This window comes from Vibrio sp. WZ-1, from assembly GCF_052037695.1.
In the GTDB taxonomy this organism is placed as follows: Bacteria; Pseudomonadota; Gammaproteobacteria; order Enterobacterales; family Vibrionaceae; genus Vibrio.
Genome location: NZ_JBQEQR010000074.1, coordinates 120,658 through 138,564 on the forward strand (window position 1 = coordinate 120,658; position 17,907 = coordinate 138,564).

16 protein-coding genes and 1 pseudogene are annotated in these 17,907 nt (G+C 41.8%); 11 read left to right on the forward strand and 6 right to left on the reverse strand.

The features are described from left to right. Positions 1-243 precede the first annotated feature (243 nt). The 9 genes from ACTS60_RS10730 to ACTS60_RS10770 all read left to right on the forward strand — a co-directional run bounded on the left by ACTS60_RS10730 (position 244) and on the right by ACTS60_RS10770 (position 8,846). Positions 244-612, forward strand: coding sequence for a late competence development ComFB family protein (locus tag ACTS60_RS10730; protein ID WP_440888212.1), 369 nt, complete (start codon positions 244-246; stop codon positions 610-612). Positions 613-663: 51 nt separating this feature from the next. Next, entirely contained in the window at positions 664-945 is a 282-nt protein-coding gene (locus tag ACTS60_RS10735) for an HlyU family transcriptional regulator (RefSeq protein ID WP_440888213.1), read from the forward strand. A gap of 430 nt (positions 946-1,375) precedes the next feature. Beyond that, entirely contained in the window at positions 1,376-2,932 is a 1,557-nt protein-coding gene (locus tag ACTS60_RS10740) for a Re/Si-specific NAD(P)(+) transhydrogenase subunit alpha (RefSeq protein ID WP_440888214.1), read from the forward strand. Between the two features lie 12 nt (positions 2,933-2,944). Beyond that, on the forward strand, positions 2,945-4,339 hold the full coding sequence (pntB, locus tag ACTS60_RS10745) for a Re/Si-specific NAD(P)(+) transhydrogenase subunit beta (protein ID WP_440888215.1): 1,395 nt from the start codon (positions 2,945-2,947) through the stop codon (positions 4,337-4,339). 154 nt (positions 4,340-4,493) lie between these two features. Continuing rightward, on the forward strand, positions 4,494-5,942 hold the full coding sequence (vxrA, locus tag ACTS60_RS10750; protein WP_440888216.1) for a sensor histidine kinase VxrA: 1,449 nt from the start codon (positions 4,494-4,496) through the stop codon (positions 5,940-5,942). Beyond that, on the forward strand, positions 5,917-6,579 hold the full coding sequence (gene vxrB, locus ACTS60_RS10755) for a response regulator transcription factor VxrB (protein ID WP_354419554.1): 663 nt from the start codon (positions 5,917-5,919) through the stop codon (positions 6,577-6,579). The genes vxrA and vxrB overlap by 26 nt, the downstream gene beginning before the upstream one ends. Positions 6,580-6,581: 2 nt before the next feature. Then, entirely contained in the window at positions 6,582-7,460 is an 879-nt protein-coding gene (locus ACTS60_RS10760) for a DUF2861 family protein (RefSeq protein WP_440888217.1), read from the forward strand. 59 nt (positions 7,461-7,519) lie between these two features. Further along, complete coding sequence (locus ACTS60_RS10765; RefSeq protein WP_440888218.1) at positions 7,520-8,647, forward strand: conjugal transfer protein TraF; 1,128 nt, start codon at positions 7,520-7,522, stop codon at positions 8,645-8,647. A gap of 43 nt (positions 8,648-8,690) precedes the next feature. Next, on the forward strand, positions 8,691-8,846 hold the full coding sequence (locus ACTS60_RS10770; protein WP_005427041.1) for a YoaH family protein: 156 nt from the start codon (positions 8,691-8,693) through the stop codon (positions 8,844-8,846). Between the two features lie 675 nt (positions 8,847-9,521). Here the strand turns inward: ACTS60_RS10770 and ACTS60_RS10775 are convergent. Beyond that, positions 9,522-9,784: pseudogene (locus ACTS60_RS10775) on the reverse strand (phage protein); the annotation flags it as partial. Between the two features lie 497 nt (positions 9,785-10,281). Between ACTS60_RS10775 and ACTS60_RS10780 the strand changes: the two are divergent. Next, on the forward strand, positions 10,282-11,349 hold the full coding sequence (locus ACTS60_RS10780) for an acyltransferase family protein (RefSeq protein WP_440888219.1): 1,068 nt from the start codon (positions 10,282-10,284) through the stop codon (positions 11,347-11,349). Between the two features lie 30 nt (positions 11,350-11,379). Here ACTS60_RS10780 and yciH read toward each other — a convergent pair whose 3' ends face one another. The 4 genes from yciH to ACTS60_RS10800 form a co-directional block, all read right to left on the reverse strand. After that, positions 11,380-11,691 (reverse strand): stress response translation initiation inhibitor YciH, encoded by a 312-nt coding sequence (gene yciH, locus ACTS60_RS10785; RefSeq protein WP_440888220.1) that lies wholly within the window; start codon positions 11,689-11,691, stop codon positions 11,380-11,382. A 2-nt stretch (positions 11,692-11,693) separates the two neighbouring features. Further along, entirely contained in the window at positions 11,694-12,077 is a 384-nt protein-coding gene (locus ACTS60_RS10790) for a DUF3319 domain-containing protein (protein ID WP_440888221.1), read from the reverse strand. Positions 12,078-12,225: 148 nt separating this feature from the next. Next, positions 12,226-13,224 carry a D-alanine--D-alanine ligase gene (locus ACTS60_RS10795; RefSeq protein ID WP_440888222.1) on the reverse strand — a complete coding sequence of 333 codons (999 nt, stop codon included), beginning with the start codon at positions 13,222-13,224 and terminating at the stop codon, positions 12,226-12,228. Positions 13,225-13,373: 149 nt separating this feature from the next. Next, entirely contained in the window at positions 13,374-13,946 is a 573-nt protein-coding gene (locus tag ACTS60_RS10800) for an SPOR domain-containing protein (RefSeq protein WP_440888223.1), read from the reverse strand. 235 nt (positions 13,947-14,181) lie between these two features. On the opposite strand from ACTS60_RS10800, the gene ACTS60_RS10805 reads away from it, so the two are divergent. After that, positions 14,182-16,821 (forward strand): bifunctional acetate--CoA ligase family protein/GNAT family N-acetyltransferase, encoded by a 2,640-nt coding sequence (locus ACTS60_RS10805; RefSeq protein WP_440888224.1) that lies wholly within the window; start codon positions 14,182-14,184, stop codon positions 16,819-16,821. A 71-nt stretch (positions 16,822-16,892) separates the two neighbouring features. Here the strand turns inward: ACTS60_RS10805 and ACTS60_RS10810 are convergent, their stop codons facing one another. Continuing rightward, positions 16,893-17,780: a LysR family transcriptional regulator gene (locus tag ACTS60_RS10810; protein ID WP_440888225.1), complete on the reverse strand. Its 888-nt coding sequence runs from the start codon at positions 17,778-17,780 to the stop codon at positions 16,893-16,895. Between the last annotated feature and the right edge of the window lie 127 nt (positions 17,781-17,907).

Here is a 17,907-nt window from a genome sequence, read left to right on the forward strand (position 1 = left end):
CAAAACCTTTTCTTAAACGTATGTTATTAAAAAATAATATGAATCTTGTCTAATGCTTTAAATTAGGTATTAATTATCACAGATTCAAAACTAACAAGAATACGTTTATTTGCGGATTTTCCAAGTATTTTAAAGCGTATTAACGCAAAAATAGAGCGGTTGACTAAATTTAGACCAATCAATGAGTTGCAGGCCTTTATCGACTGCTATACTTTAGGTGTATTGTCCAAAGGAGAAAAGTTGATGCAAATCAGTTCAGACGTACATAACTATATGGAAACCTTAGTTGGTCAAGTGTTGGCTTCAGACGTATATGTTGAGCAATTCGATAATGAACAATTAGCAGATATTGCTTGTCTCGCATTGATCCAGTTAAAACCAGTCTACATTCGTCATGATATCGATTTCTTGTCCGCATTGCCTGAAAGCAAGCTGACTCAATTTAAGTTAAGTGTGGATGTGGCCGTTGAAAATGCAGCAGCTATGATTCGTGAGGACAGACGTGAAAATCGCGACCATGAGCTTCCTGTCATCTTGAGCCATACCAGCTATGATGAAGAACAAGAACTGGATTGGTTCGAAAAACCAATCCTCAACGTCAATATTAAGTAACTCAAGCGTGTCTCTCTTTTGTCAGAGGCACGGATAAACCAAGGAGGAGTCGTGGGATTTTTTTCACGCTTGTTTGGTGGCAGTCAGAAGTCTGCTGAAGCAAAAACCGTTGAACCTGTAGAATACAAAGGTTATCTCATTTACCAAGAAAGCATTTCAGAAGGGGGCCAGTATCGTATAGCAGGCCGCATCGAAAAAGTATTCGAAGGGGAAGTGAAGTCTCACCGCTTCATTCGGTCTGACGTGTTGGGTTCGGAACACGATGCCAACGAGTTAATGTTGAAGAAGTCGCAGATGTTTATTGATCAAATGGGTGAGAAGATCTTCGATTAACTTTTCACTCCAACTTGATACGAATCATCAAAAAGAGAGTCATTAGTGTATATGCTGATGACTCTCTTTTTTATTGCTTAAATATTTGTTAAACAAGCAGTTAGTAACGTCTGGTTAGACCTCTGCTTAGTAAAGTCAGTCGTTGTTATTTTTCAGGTTGAAGTAGAGAATTGGTCATTACTAGACGTTATATGTAATGAAATTTAGTATTTTTATTACAAAATACTTGAAGTCACGATTGACGTTCGCTAAAAACAGAATAATACCAGGACTGTGAAGCAAGATGTGGCTGTGCAAATGGGTGGCCCCAAACACCATCATTCGTTTGTGTTTTCTTGCGTAGTAAACAGATATAAATAGAAAAGAATTAGAGTAGAGCATTGCTCTGTTTTGGGACTAATTATTGATATGTATACAAGGAGTATGCGTTTTGCAAATCGGTGTACCTAGAGAAATACTCGCGGGAGAATCGCGAGTAGCTGCATCACCTAAATCGGTTGAGCAGTTAATTAAATTGGGGTTCGATGTCGCAATCGAATCTCAAGCGGGGGTGCTAGCCAGTTTCGACAATGCAGCTTATGAAGCCGCAGGTGCGACAATTGTATCTAGTGAAGAAGTATGGCAATCAGGCTTAATCCTAAAAGTGAATGCGCCTATCGTCGATGAAGAGAAAAACATCGATGAAATCGCATTACTTCAAGATGGTGCGACACTGGTTAGCTTTATCTGGCCAGCTCAAAATGCAGAGTTAATGGAACAACTAACTAGCAAGAACATCAACGTTCTCGCAATGGATGCGGTTCCTCGTATCTCTCGTGCGCAAGCATTAGACGCACTATCTTCTATGGCGAACATAGCAGGTTACCGTGCAGTGGTTGAAGCTGCTCATGAGTTCGGTCGATTCTTCACAGGTCAAATTACCGCAGCAGGTAAAGTGCCACCGGCTAAAGTGTTGGTTGCAGGCGCGGGTGTAGCAGGTCTTGCAGCTATCGGCGCTGCAGGTAGCCTTGGCGCTATCGTTCGCTCTTTTGACGTTCGTCCTGAAGTAAAAGAGCAAGTTGAATCGATGGGCGCAGAGTTCCTGACAGTAGACTTTAAGGAAGACTCTGGTTCAGGTGACGGTTACGCAAAAGAAATGTCAGATGAGTTCAACAAAAAAGCGGCAGAGCTATACGCTGAGCAGGCGAAAGATGTTGATATCATCATTACGACCGCGTTGATACCTGGTCGTCCGGCACCTACTTTGATCACTAAAGAGATGGTCGACAGTATGAAAGCTGGCAGCGTGATCGTTGACCTAGCTGCAGCCAACGGCGGTAACTGCGAATACACAGTGAAAGACCAAGTCATCACAACAGCGAATGGCGTGAAGATTGTAGGTTACACGGACATGGTAGGCCGTCTACCAACACAATCTTCTCAGCTTTACGCAACCAACCTTGTAAACCTCCTTAAGCTGCTTTGTAAAGAGAAAGATGGCAACATCAATATCGACTTTGAAGACGTTGTATTGCGTGGTGTAACCGTAGTAAAAGAAGGTGAAATTACGTGGCCAGCGCCGCCGATTCAAGTTTCTGCTCAGCCACAGGCTAAACCACAGGAACCTGTTAAAAAAGCGCCAAAAGTTGAAGAGCCAACTTCGCCAATTAAAAAATTCGCAGCACTAGCTATTGGTGTAGGCGCATTTGGTTGGGTTGCTTCTGTTGCTCCGGCAGCATTCCTATCTCACTTCACGGTATTTGTACTGGCGTGTGTAGTAGGTTATTACGTAGTTTGGAATGTTACTCATGCGTTGCATACTCCGCTTATGTCAGTAACAAACGCGATTTCGGGCATTATCGTTGTCGGTGCGTTGCTGCAAATTGGTCAAGGTAGTGGTGTCGTTACCTTCCTATCATTCATTGCTGTTCTCATTGCAAGCATTAACATCTTTGGTGGTTTTACTGTAACCAAACGCATGCTTGAAATGTTCCGCAAAGACAAATAATAGGAGTCACCAATGTCTGCAGGATTAGTACAAGCGGCATACATTATTGCCGCACTATTTTTCATCTTAAGTCTCGCGGGACTTTCTAAACAAGAATCAGCACGAAACGGTAACTACTACGGTATCGCGGGTATGGCAATTGCGCTTATTGCGACAATTTTCAGCCCAAGTGCAGAAGGCTTTGCATGGGTCATCATTGCGATGGTGATCGGTGGTGGTATTGGTATCCACTACGCGAAGAAAGTAGAAATGACCGAAATGCCAGAATTGGTTGCAATCCTACATAGCTTTGTAGGTATGGCTGCGGTACTCGTTGGTTACAACAGCTACCTAGAGCCACCAGCGCCAGTTTCAACTGACCTTGCTGGTATTCATGCTGAGCACGTAATTCACCTTGTGGAAGTGTTCCTAGGTGTGTTTATCGGTGCGGTTACCTTTACAGGTTCTATCGTGGCGTTTGGTAAGCTTCGTGGCATCATTTCTTCTTCGCCACTTAACTTGCCTCACAAACACAAAATGAACCTAGCGGCTATCGTTGTTTCAACGCTTCTTATGATTTACTTCGTAAAAGCAGACGGTAGCATGTTTGCCCTTATCGTGATGACGCTGATTGCCTTTGCATTCGGTTACCACTTGGTAGCGTCAATCGGTGGTGCCGATATGCCGGTTGTTGTTTCAATGTTGAACTCATACTCAGGTTGGGCAGCAGCAGCAGCAGGTTTCATGCTAGCAAACGATCTATTAATCGTAACTGGTGCATTGGTTGGTTCTTCTGGTGCGATCCTTTCTTACATCATGTGTAAAGCAATGAACCGTTCTTTCATCAGTGTTATCGCCGGTGGTTTTGGTCAAGAAGTTGTGATTTCTGGTGATGAAGAGCAAGGTGAACACCGCGAAACAAATGCAGAAGAAGTGGCTGAAATGCTGAAGAACTCAAAATCAGTGATCATCACTCCGGGATACGGCATGGCAGTAGCTCAAGCTCAATACCCAGTGCATGAAATCACTGAGACGTTGCGTAATCAAGGTATTGAAGTGCGCTTTGGTATTCACCCTGTAGCAGGTCGTCTACCTGGCCACATGAACGTATTGTTAGCTGAAGCAAAAGTACCTTATGACATCGTTTTAGAGATGGATGAGATCAACGACGACTTCTCTGAGACTGATACGGTTCTTGTTATCGGTGCTAATGACACGGTAAACCCTGCAGCACTAGACGATCCTAATAGTCCGATTGCGGGTATGCCTGTCTTAGAAGTTTGGAATGCGCAAAATGTAATTGTATTCAAGCGTTCAATGAATACTGGTTATGCTGGGGTACAAAACCCACTATTCTTCAAAGAAAACACCTCAATGTTGTTTGGCGATGCAAAAGAAAGCGTCGAAGCAATTTTCAAGGCTTTATGATTTTCAATAGCCATTAATCGAAAAGACCAGCGCATGCTGGTCTTTTTTTTGTACATTCAATGTAATAGAAATGCAAAACCTTCACTTCTATCGATGACAACTTTAATTTAGATGATGTATAGTTTCTACCAATGGAAAGAACCATGGTTACAGTTTGATTAAACGTTTATTACTTAGTGTTGCAATACTAGTCGCAGCACCAATTGTAAAGGCAGACTCACTGCCAGAAAGAATAGACACATTTACAGAGTTGTTTAATTATCAGACCGCCAGTAAATCGTATGACATACGGGTATTGCAGTCTAATTATCCAACTAAGCTTTTATCACCGGATTCTATGTTACCTCAAACTGCAGATTATCCATTAAAAGATATACAGCAACTGTACCAACTGGCGAATACATGTCGTGGGAAGCTACCTTTAAGCCCTTTAATCACCGAACCTCTGGTGTTTACGCGAGCTATCTGTAAAGGAACTCAACTGACGCCACGATGGTTTTCAAGAAGTGGATTAATTCACCCGGGAGGGGGCAGCTACGCAGCAAGGTATGTTGATAAGTATCCGGACCTTCAAGATAAGCTTGCGCAATACATGCACATCAAAGAGCGTAAGAATGTGCAAGGCGATGAACTACTCGCGAGCTTAAAGAACATGAATGACGATGCGATAAACGCTTTGATCGCAGGTGCAAGCATGTTCATTGAACAAAATGAGCTCTGGTTAAGAAGAGGAGATCATTACTTCGTCTTCCCAAATTCAGTTTGGCAGGAAAACGTCGCAAATGCCGGGCTCTCTTTTAAACTAGCGTCTCAGTCGAGAAGTTGTTTTGTAAAACGCGGAAACATATGCTGGGATGTCGAAGATCATTCTCAAGTCCTGCGGATCAGTATGATCATCCTTGTGATTGCCAACATCTTCTTAGTTATCGGTTGGGCAGTATATCGCTGGAACAGTAAGCGGCAAGAGTTACGTAGCAGAATGCTTGTTTTACAAATTTTGACTCACGAGCTAAGAACTCCGATCGCTTCCTTATCGTTAACAGTTGAGGGTTTTAGACGTGAATTTGAACGACTTCCTGAAAGTGTGTACGACGAATTCCGCCGTTTATGTGAGGACACAAGACGCTTAAGACAGTTAGCTGAAGCGAGTAAAGATTATTTGCAATCAGATAACCAACCGCTAGCAACTGAGTGGGTTCCTTCTGTCCAAGAATGGTTAGAATTCAAGATAGAAGAAGAATTTAACGAATCCGTTCAATTTGTTATCAACCAAGATATCTCAGCCAAAATTAACGTATACTGGCTAGGTACGTGTATCGATAACTTGTTGAGAAATGCAATTAAATATGGTGAAGCACCGGTTAGACTTGCCGTTGAAACCAGTGCTCAAAAATTAGTTATCCATGTCATTGATGAAGGGAAGCTTTCATCTAAAGACTGGGCCCACTTAAGAAAACCATTTGTTAGTAAAAGTGGCCTAGGATTAGGGTTAACTATTGTCGAATCTATGATGGGTCGTATGGGAGGCAAAATGTCTCTGATAGGTCCGCCTACAACATTTATACTGGAGATACCTTGTGAAACAGACTCTGCTTCTCGTTGAAGATGATAAAAACCTTGCTGATGGCCTTCTTGTAAGCCTTGAACAAGCAGGGTATGAGTGTTTGCATGTGGAGCGTATTTCAGATGTAGAGCCACAATGGAAAAAGGCCGATTTAGTGATTCTAGATCGCCAACTACCGGATGGTGATTCTGTAGAATCATTACCTGAGTGGAAGAAAATTAAAGATGTTCCAGTTATCCTATTAACTGCATTAGTTACAGTGAAAGATAAAGTAGCAGGGCTGGACTCAGGTGCAAACGACTACCTAACTAAACCTTTTGCTGAAGCTGAGTTATTTGCTCGTATTCGTGCTCAGCTGCGAGCTCCTGATTCAGCAGATCAAGGCAGTGCAGATAAAGTCATTACGAACGAGTTAGAAATCGATCGCGCTACACGCGAGGTTCTTTTCAAAGGGGAGCTCATTACTCTAACACGTACCGAATTTGATCTACTTTTATTCTTAGCTTCAAACCTAGGCCGTGTATTTACGCGTGATGAACTACTTGACCACGTTTGGGGTTACAACCATTTCCCTACAACTCGCACCGTAGACACGCACGTTCTTCAGCTTCGTCAAAAGCTTCCAGGTCTTGAGATCGAAACGTTACGTGGCGTTGGCTACAAAATGAAAGCGTAACGATGAAGTTAGTATTGCCAATATTACTAGCGGCAACCTTGATGAAACCAGTCCATGGTATGGACTGGTTTTCGTCTAATACGCCTTTAAGCCAAGCACATCAGCATCTGCTGGAAGATAACTTACCAGATATGTTTCTTTCTTTAGTAGAACTTTGGCAATCAGAACCAAACAAGGCGAGCACCCCTCACTTAAACGATCTACTAGCACAGTCACTGACGAAAGATTGTGGTAAGTCACTATCGACTGTAACGTTACCGGAATGGATTAGTGGTGTTAACATCATTCGTCAAACCATTCAGAGTCCAGGCCGCGACACGTATCGACTGGTAATAAAACTTCGTACGGTGACAGATCTAGATGACATCATGTTCGAACGATGGGTTGATGAATCGATCTCAGCCGATTCTTCGTTGAGTCAAGAAGATGTCGTCAACAATACTATTGCCAACGAAAAACGTTATCTAAAACGTTACAATCTGACCGGAAAAGTCGAAGCGGGTCTGTACCACCTTTCTATCGTTGCTACTGATGGTCGAGTTTTTAGAACATGGGTTGTTTTGGGTGACTCTAACTCTTCACAATATGTACGATGGACATCGAAAGAGAATTGGAAAGTCGAAAAAAGTGCATTAAGAAACCCACATTGTCCACTTCCGGAGTTAAATGTGGGACTCTACGATTATATCGACGGGCAATACGAGCAAGTTTGGGAAAAGAGTTACGAGTCTAACTATCCTAACTCACTCGAATTAGATGGTGTGCCAAATGATCGGTATGTACTAGCCGTTAGTATTAACAGCCGACGATGGCAAGGGGACATAATTGTTGAGCAAGCTCAAACTATTAGCCGTACTTATGATCTTTCCCTAGAAGAATAGCTAAAGAATCTTCATATTGGTCGATATAAAGTTCATAACGCACAATGAATTAGTCCCATATGAAGATTCAAAACAAACTATTAGCACTCAGCATCACTAGCGCATGCCTTTCTTTTTCAACCAATGCAGCTACGTACGCGATCGAAGCTCGCAGTGATGCGATGGGTGGAGTAGGTACCGTATCTGCCTCTTACCTAACCGCACCTTTCTTTAACCCAGCACTCACAGCAATCTATCGTAGAAACGATGACGCCGGCATGATAGTACCAAGCTTTGGTATTAGTTATGACGATCAGGATGGATTGATCGACGAAATTGATCGTATTAGCAAACTCACCGACGACACTGAAATCGTTAACTCGCTAAATAACATCGATAACGCTAAATTGGACTTCGACTTAGGCGGTGTAGTGGCGGTTGGTATTCCAAACAAGTTTCTTTCTGCTACCGCTTACGGCAAGCTGTATACTGAATCCTTTGTTACTCCTGAAGTCGACACTTCGGTACCAGCTAGTTCTCTCGACAACAGTTATGTGCGTGGTGTTTCAATCGGTGTTGCCGAAGCAGGTATTTCGCTTGCGAAGTACACGACATTCATGAATCAGCATCTTTCTTTTGGTTTTACGCCAAAACTGCAACGCATCTATACATACTCTTATGCAAGTAGCTTTGCCGCGTTTGACACAAAAGATTTAAGAAAAAATGAGACTGCTGACACCATCTTCAACTTGGATGCAGGTGCTCTCTGGTTTTATGGACCTTTCCGCGTAGGTTTAGCTGCAAAAAACTTAGTGGGTCGAGATATTAAGACTAAAGCATTTACAGCTCCGAATGGCGATCCAATCGCTTCGTACGAATACAGCATGCGTCCGCTCTATACAATTGGTGCAGGTATCGTCGCTGACTATTTCACCGTTAGTTTCGACTATGACTTGAATGAAGAGAAAAAGTTTTCAACATTTGATGATAATAGCCAAATGCTAAGAGCTGGCTTTGAAGTCGACATTTTAAGACAGATGGCACTGCGCGGAGGCTATAAGAAAAACATGGCTCGCTCAAGTGAGGATGGAACGATTACCGCAGGTATTGGATTATCACCACTCAATCTGATTGAACTCGATATCGCGGCTCAATATACCAACGAAAATGCAATGGGTGCTTCGATTAATTTCCTTGCGACCTACTAACTGAATCGTTATAGTCAGCTCCTCACATTGAGGAGCTTTTTTTATGTTTGACGATTTACCACCTCTGTCCCATCAAGAACAACAACAAGCAGTAGAACGTATTCAAGAGCTAATGCAAAAGGGTACCAGTACCGCAGAAGCGATAAAGATCGTTGCTGAGCAAATTCGAGCAGAATACGCCGCAAAGAAACAAGACTAAGAAATTACGAAGAGCAGGGCACAGACCCTGCTTTTTTACGCCCGTCGTATACACAACCAAAACATACAACTCACCACCTTTCTTCTAAGAATACATCCCGTTACCACGTCACACAAACAAGCAAGAATTATGACAAAAGTCTCTGCCATAATTGCTTGGTAAAATTTTACCAACTTTGATTAACTGTCACTTTTGAGTAGTAGGTAAAAACACTGTCGACATGGATGAAATTCAACAAACACCTTCAAATACATCAACTTAGAAAAAAATAAATGGCTGGCGCATAGTGATAGTGTGTTTGGTTTTGTAATTAAATTACAATGCTAAATTTGGAGGTTCGATCTGGTAGTGGAATATTCTGTAAAAACCTAAAAGCGACACCGTCACTTTAAACTCCGATGGTATGAGGTACTTATAATAAGAACTTTGCGGGCAGTAAGTACTTGCGGACTAAACTCATTGAACCAAGAATACACAGCCAAAACAGCTAATCTAAAAGCGTAAATCGTCAGAATTCAGATTGGATGGACGTCTAGTTAGAACAGTTATGTTTGAGAAAATGATCATTTTGCTACACAGTGAAAACTGCGCTTCAGGGATCAGTTTTACTTATGAGTTACGCCGTAACGTTAAGTTTTATGAAAAGAGAGAAAGCGATCAAGCTCATACCTAGTTAGGTTTGTCTATGTGCCCAAATAATTCTACAAGCTGGCGATGTTCGTCAAGCCAGAAAACAAAACTTTCCAATTCCTTAAGGCTGAACTCACGACCGGACGGCGTGATGATAGTTACGCGTTTCTCACAGACACGAAAACCAAAGCAACATAAACCGTTAGGCAAGTAACCAAGCGACTTAATCAACATGAGTTTTTCTGCCTTTGGAGCGATTGGGACGGGACTGTGAGCCAACGAGTGATCGTCAATTTGTACACGGGAAAACTGGCAACACTGGTATTAACACCATAGGCCGAGAATTGTCTTTTTCACTGATGGTAATCAACATAGGTTAAAGCCTCAAAAGCAAACAATGTTGTTTATCTTAGGAGGATATTTTAAAGTGGCTAAAACCGGACATTACTAAATTGCTCTAACATGATAAGTGCGTATTATGTATATTATGTTAAATTAGATGTAGCGCTACGTGAAATCTGATAGTTCTAAGGCACCTAACCTTCTCTTCTTTTACGTTATTCCTTTGCATCATTAAACATAATGGTGATTTACCATAAAATACTTAATATAGATCTTATCAATCTAGCGATTGGTAAGATCTATATTAACTTAGCCATTATCTTATAGCCACTCAGGCAATCATTAGAAAAGAGTTATCGGCCTAATACGATCGATTGAATTACTTATGATTTACGCCCAAGCCTCATACAAACCCAGTCTGAAAAGATAAACTCAACTATTGGATGTTTAAGGAGGACTTGCATTGGCTCGCCACATTTCTTCAATTGATAATTTCCGCGCAATAGCCATTATATTGGTTGTTGCGGTCCATTGTATGCCTTATGGAATGTCTATAAGTACCGGCCCTTGGTTGATTTTTCAAAACCTAATTTATGGATCAACTGCCGCATTTGTATTTATATCTGGGTACATGTATCACCATGTATTCTTTGAGCAAAAAGTGCCATACAAAGTATTTTTGAGCGCTAAGTTTCGCGGTGTCATCTCACCTTATCTAGCTTTGGGAACTGGCGCTGTCTTTCTATTATATGTTACTAAAGCGGGGTTCTTCTCTGGCGAGGTACTATTTGAAGGAAAAACTATTTTCGCCTCGGATGATCATACTTTAATCACAATTGGCAAATATTACTTAACCGGACGCATGTTAACAGCCTATTGGTATGTACCTTTTGCCATTTTACTGTTCTCAATGGCACCGCTACATAATCGCTTTCTACTTGCAGAGAGAAAGCATAAGTTACTGATAATAATAGGTCTTAGCTTAGTTTCAATGTTTGTTCATCGTTCCTATGAAAATACCAATCCCTTGCAAATGCTAATCTACTTTACCCCTTATTATCTAATAGGTATGTACACTTCTTTGTATCGAGTTTCCCTAGCTGATAACTTAAAAGTAAAATCGTTATTCTGCGTATTTCTAACTTTCGTTCTTGCAACTTACGAAGCGAGTATCGGCCATCAAGGTAACTACATCAAGCCGCTTTTTACTTATAACGGTATCGATACTATGTATCTTCAAAAAGTCTTCTTAGTGCTGGGGATCTATTTTCTACTTGAGGCATTCCCATTCAAGCTGGCATGGCTTTCATTTCTAGCCAAAATTAGCTTCGGAGTGTTTTTTATCCACCCTTGGGTGCTGAGTGTAATGAAAAGAACGGCAATATATCAATTCACATATCAGGAACAAGCGAATGTAGTTTTATTTGTCGCAGTTCTTGTTTTTGTCGTGTCATTAAGTGCTTTAATTGTAGTGTGCTCCAAAAGAGTACTGAATAGCAGCGGTTATTCAAAGTCACTAATTGGGTACTAAAAAGCCTTCTATTATTAGAAGGCTTTCTATTTAACTACCGGCAAGTTTGACTGTCATGCCTTTCTTTTCAAGATGAGCTTTAATTTTATCTCTAGCATCACCTTGGATTTCAACGTTGCCATCTTTGACTGAACCACCACAGCCGCAAACTTTTTTCAGCTCTGCAGCAAGTAGTTTTAGCGCGGTATCTTCTAAATCAAGGCCAGTAACGATGCACACACCTTTACCTTTTCTGCCTTTAGTTTGACGCTGGATTCTCACTATACCGTCGCCCTTTGGGCGTTCGGTTTTTTCAGGTTCCTGTTTGATTCTTCCAGTTTCAGTTGAATATACTAAAGTCATTGTTACTTCTTCTGTTGCTGTGCTTGAAGTGCTTTTTGCTTCGCGACTAAGTAAGCTTCTATATGCCTTTGTATGGCTGTTTTAGACCCCTTGATTAGCTTACCGTTAAACATGCAATACCAAGCATTCGGCTCGCCCGTATCATTTTTGATAGAGTATCCGTTGAAGTTCTCAACTTGATTTGAACCACCCTCGCCTCGTCTTTGGCCTAGCGAAGCAAACTCTTTTGGGTCAATGATTGACGCGGTGTCGCACCACCAATCTATGCTTTTCTTTACAGCACTTAAGTTACCTTGTAGTACGTGATTTTTAATTTTAACTTTCCATGTACTTCCATCAGGTCCGCCGGACTGAAGATTGAAGCCTCGATAATTTGAAATTGCCATATCACTGAATCGTCTTTTCTTGCGGTAATTTAATCATAAATGCTATGTAATGAATCGCAAACACTTTGTAGTCACATTATTTTAAATAACTAAGCAAAAAGTCACCAAAATCACATAATTAAAATATAAATTGAACTGCAAAAGTGAGCTACTTTTCGAAAGTTGCTTGGTTAATGCAGGATTCTAGAAATAGATGAAACTCATCTCCATTGTTCTGTAGCATTTTGGGGAACATTGAGATCGGAGTCATTCCTGGAAACGTATTCACTTCATTCAAGTAGATCTCTCCCTCTTCAGTTAAGAAGAAATCAATACGTGACAAATGACGTAAATTCATCTGTTTAAAGACGGTTTCTGAAGCTTGTTGAATGGTTTCAATCTGTTCAACGGTTAGGTTGTTAGCCTCAACTTCAGTTAGAGAATGACTCGAACTGCTGTACTTCTCGTCGTATGAATAGAATGCACCATCGGGAGCGATCACTTCTCCTGGCTTTGTGATGTGCAATTTCCCATGCATTTCATAAGCTGCGACTTCAAGCTCACGTGGTTTCACTGCTTTCTCAATCAAAACTTGTTCAGAATAGCCGAATGCATCGTCAATAGCTTGGGACAACCCCCCTTTTTGAGTGACATTGTAACAACCAACAGAAGAACCTTGACGAGCTGCTTTAACGAATACTTTACCCCATTTATCAAACGCTTGCTGAGCTTGAATATGGGCCTGTTCATCATTACGAGTAAGGAACAAATAGGGTGTGTTAGCAATACCAATTGCGTCATACCACAATTTCGAAGTTATTTTGTTGAAGCTGTTGCTGCTCGCCTCAGGGCCACAGCCTAAATAAGGAATGCCTGCGATTTCAAACATCGATTGGATGTCACCAGTTTCGCCAGGAAAGCCATGTATACAAGGTACAATGAAGTCGATGTCTAAGTTTTGGTCTTCTGAACACAGCTTCTTGGTGTTGAGATCTAAGTAAACTAACTCACCTTGGTTCGTCACCCAGCCTTCGTTTTTGATTTCTACACGTGTAACGTTTACATCATCAATAAGGTTCAACTGCTGCTCAACGAAATTTGCTGACAGTAATGAAATCTCATGTTCAGAAGAACCGCCACCGCATAGTAAAAGAATATTTTTAATCATGAATCAATCTTTCCGTGATCTACAAAAGATACTGTTCAGTATGATAAACCTTTGTGTAGCTACGTACAGTAATTTTACTGTGAGGAATACTGTTCGAATAGGATTTAACCAAAGAAAGAAGGGAGCGAACGCTCCCTTCTCATATTCAATTAATTAAGTTTGTTAAGCGTTGGATAAGACGAATTTTTGATTGAATCGATACTTTTCACGAAAGGCTTCAGCTGTCTGAATTCGAGAGGAAGAGTTGAAATTGCCGATTTAGCTTCTTGCTGTGTCGCGTAATCGCCATACAGAACCGTGAACCATTTAGTACCGTTCACTACTTTGTAGTTTTCCCATATCGGCTGCTCGTTACTTGGTAACTTTGACGCAAAGCGGTCAACCTTAGCTTGGCTACCTACTGCTACAACCTGAATTGTATATCCAAAGCGTTGAACAGCCTGTTGCTTCTTGCTAGGTGGTACGATTTTAACGGGTTTTTGTTGGCTTTGTGGTGTGAGCTTCACCACTTTCTTTTCTTCTTGAACAACCGGAACTTTAACAACTTGGGTTGTTTCAACACTCGTTTCTACGATGCCGCTTTCTGGCGCCATCACCGGCTTAGAAACTGGCTGAGTTTGATAGTCTTCACGGTAGCTTTCACTAGTTACATCTGTGAGATAAGTTTCAGATGCACAAGCAGATAAGAGTACTGACAGACTGATAATTGCGATTTTTTTCATGAAGTAACAAACGCTCTGAATAAATATTACGATAAATCATGCCGATAGCCGGCTGTTTTATCAAGCACCAAACACAATAAACTGTGATTTTGGTGTGATGAGTGACACAAAGTGTATAAGCATGGCTCATCTTTTCGTCATTGTCTGAACTGCCATTGTTAAATGAAAGCAATCTTCGTTTATGATTGTAGGAAGAATGAGCAATTATCATGGAATTATAGGCACAGGAGTGACAATGAATAAACTACAAAAGCTCTTCAAACCTAACTCAGTGGCGGTCATTGGTGCATCTCAAAAAGAGCTACGTGCCGGCCAAATAGTAATGCGCAATTTACTGCAAAGTGGCTTTGGTGGTGCAATTATGCCTGTCACACCAAAGTACAAATCTGTTTCTGGGGTGATTGCGTATCCAAATGTCGTTTCCCTGCCCTATACACCAGATATTGCGATTCTGTGTACCAATGTATCTCGAAACAGCCAATTACTAAAAGAACTTGACGAGCGTGGTACTGAGTTTGCAATTGTTATTTCAGATGATGCTGAAAATATCGATTTTTCGGATCTAAACATACGAGTATTAGGTCCAAATAGTCTTGGTATCATCCTTCCCTGGCATAATTTTAACTGCTCTTTTTCTCCCGTAGCAGCAAAACCCGGCAAGATAGCTTTTATTTCTCAATCCGCTGCGGTCTGTACCACTGTGCTCGATTGGGCAAACGATAAAAATATTGGTTTTTCCTCCTTTATTTCGATTGGGCAAGGGCAAGATATAGATTTTGCAGAACTGCTTGATTACTTGAGTATGGATGGAAAAACTGAAGCTATTCTCCTTTATGTCGATTCAATTAGAGACGCTCGCCGGTTTATGTCTGCAGCTCGCGCGGCTTCACGTAACCGACGTATCTTAGTACTAAAAGCGGGTAAGTCATCGCAGGCCCGCCCTATTAGTGCGAGCAGCATTGATTCGCTTGATATCATTTATGACTCTGCTATCCGAAGAACTGGTATGCTGCGTGTTGGCAATACTCATGAGTTGTTTGCTGCGGTAGAAACTCTTACTCACTCAGTACCACTCCGTGGTGAGCGCCTTGCTATCGCAACCAATGGCGGTGGGCCTGCTGTAATGGCCGTTGATACATTATTAGAGCGCGGCGGCAAACTAGCAACACTTGATGAAGAGTCTGTTACTCAGCTAAAAGCTGTATTGCCGAGCAATTGGCGTGGTGTAAACCCAATAGACCTGTCTGGAGATGCTACTAAAAAACGCTATGTTGATACGCTTAACGCACTTATGAACGGCGATTGTGCGGATGCGATCTTAATTATGCACAGTCCCTCTGCGGTATCAGACTCGTTAGACACAGCAAACGCAGTTATTCACGCTATTCAAGCTCATCCTAGGCATAAACACTTTAATATTCTAACCAACTGGTCGGGAGAGCAAACCTCAAGAGAAGCCCGCTTAGCATTTACTCAAGCCGGAATTCCAACCTATCGAACGCCAGAAAGTGCGGTGGTTGCTTACATGCACTTGGTCGAGTATCGACGAAATCAAAAGCAGTTGATGGAAACGCCAACAACCGCAGAGCCTTTGCACTCCGGTAGTGTTAGTTCGGCACGAGAGTGGGTAGATAAACAACTACTGGATAAAAGCACAGTTACGCTAGATACGCATCAAACAAGCCCATTGTTTGAACAATTTGGCTTTAACATTCTGCCTACTTGGATTGCATCCGAAGTAACTGAAGCAGTGCATATGGCAGAAAATATCGGCTATCCAGTTGCTGTTAAACTTCGTTCACCCGATATTCCTCATAAGTCTGATGTACACGGCGTAGCACTGAATTTGCGTAATAGCCAAGAAGTATCAAGCGCTGCTCAAGCCATTCTTGACACAGCAAAATTGAGTTACCCTGCCGCTAACCTTCAAGGGTTATTAGTTCAAGGTATGGCTAAGTTGGGTAGCGCCGAAGAGTTACGAGTTAGCATCGTTGTTGATAAGATATTTGGTCCAGTCATTCTCCTTGGACAAGGCGGCTCTGATTGGAACATTACTCAGGATGCCGTAGCAGCGTTGCCACCTCTAAACATGAACCTAGCACGCTATTTAGTGGTTATTGCTCTCAAATCCGGGAAGGTACGCCTGCAAAAACATAAAGACGCGATCGATGTGACTGAGCTATCAAAGTTTTTGGTCCGAGTCTCTCAAATGGCGGTAGAATTACCTGAAATTGAAAGACTGGATATACATCCAGTACTAGCATCAGGCAGTGACTTAACCATAATTGATGCCGATGTGACACTTAAAAAGTACCGAGGTGATGCACAGGAACGTTTGGCGATTCGTCCTTTCCCAGCAGAGTTTGTTGAGACAGTAACACTGAGGGACGGCCAACCTATCTTACTGCGTCCCATTTTACCCGAAGACGAGCCAATCCACGCTCAGTTCATTAGTAGCGTTTCTAAAGAAGATCTCTATAACCGCTTTTTTTCAGATGTCGGTGAATTTAACCATGAGACGCTCGCTAATCTAACACAGATTGACTACGACCGAGAGATGGCATTTGTTGCTGTCGCTTTCGATGATAACGGGCCTTCAATTATTGGTGTTTCCCGAGCATTAATTACACCAGATAATACTGATGCTGAGTTTGCAATTCTTGTTCGCTCTGATTTGAAAGGTAAAGGGTTAGGCAAAGTGTTGATGAAAAAAATCATTGGATACTGCCAAGCAAAAGGTACCAAGCAAATTTCTGGTATGACTATGCCTACCAATCGAGGCATGCTATCTCTTGCACAAAGCTTAGGATTTGAGTTAGACGTGCAATTTGCAGATGGTACTGCGGATATGGTGTTGCCTCTTAATTCTGGTTGACGTTTGTTACCTAAAACTATTAAAAAGGGGCAACGAATTGTCCCTTTAAATCAAGACTCAAAGTGACCTTGTCACTTTAGTTTCCAGTTTTTCTTCAAGTACTGCACACACCAAGATTTGGCTTCGCCCATCGTATTCCTGCGCCACGCTAAGATAATATCAATTGGCTGTTCTTCCGTACCTTCGATGCGCTTTAGTGCACCGCTTTCAATCAAAGGTTTTGCGATTTGATTCGGTAAAGTGCCGATACCTAACCCAGAAGTTAGCGCCTCAACTTTGGCAGGGAAATTGGTCACTGTGAGTCTCGGTTGCTTTTGCATGACATTGATTGACATGGCTGGCTGCTCTCTCGCCGTGTCAGCGATGGCAATTACGCGGTATTTTTCTCGAGCGCTATCATTAAAATCACCACTGCGTTTATGAACATAGTGATCGGCTGCAGCCACCCAGATCATGCTCATTTTACCGATTTTCTCTGCTTTCACATCTTGAGGTAACGTATCTAGAGCCGGACAAATCAACAAGTCAGCTCTTCCGGTATTCAAGGACTCCCAACTTCCAGCAAGAATTTCTTCTTGTAAACGTACTCTTGTGCTACTGACGTTCGCTAACGCATCCACCATAGAAAAAAAGTTTGAAATCGGAATGATTCCATCAAAAGCAACGGTAATATCAAGCTCCCAACCATTTGCAAGTAAAGTCGCATCATTTACAAGTTTCTCGCTTGCTTGAAGAATCGCTCTTCCCCTTTCTAAAATCAGTTTACCAGCGTCTGTGAAATGCGCTTTATGACCCGAACGATCGAAAATAATGATGTCGAGGTCTTGTTCAAGTTTTTGAATTTGATAGCTGAGTGAAGATGGTGCGCGATCTAGTTCATTCGCAGCAGCAGCAAAACTCCCTCTCCTATCAATAGCATCTAGGATGTGAAGTGCTTCTAAAGTGATTGGGCTCTGCACGATTGCTCCCTGTTTTTGTGAATAACATCACATTGATGATATTTGAAAAGTCACACCAATAAATGGTCTTAAACAGTGTAACCACCTGATAATTAAAAACTAGTCAGGATATGGTGCAAATATCCAT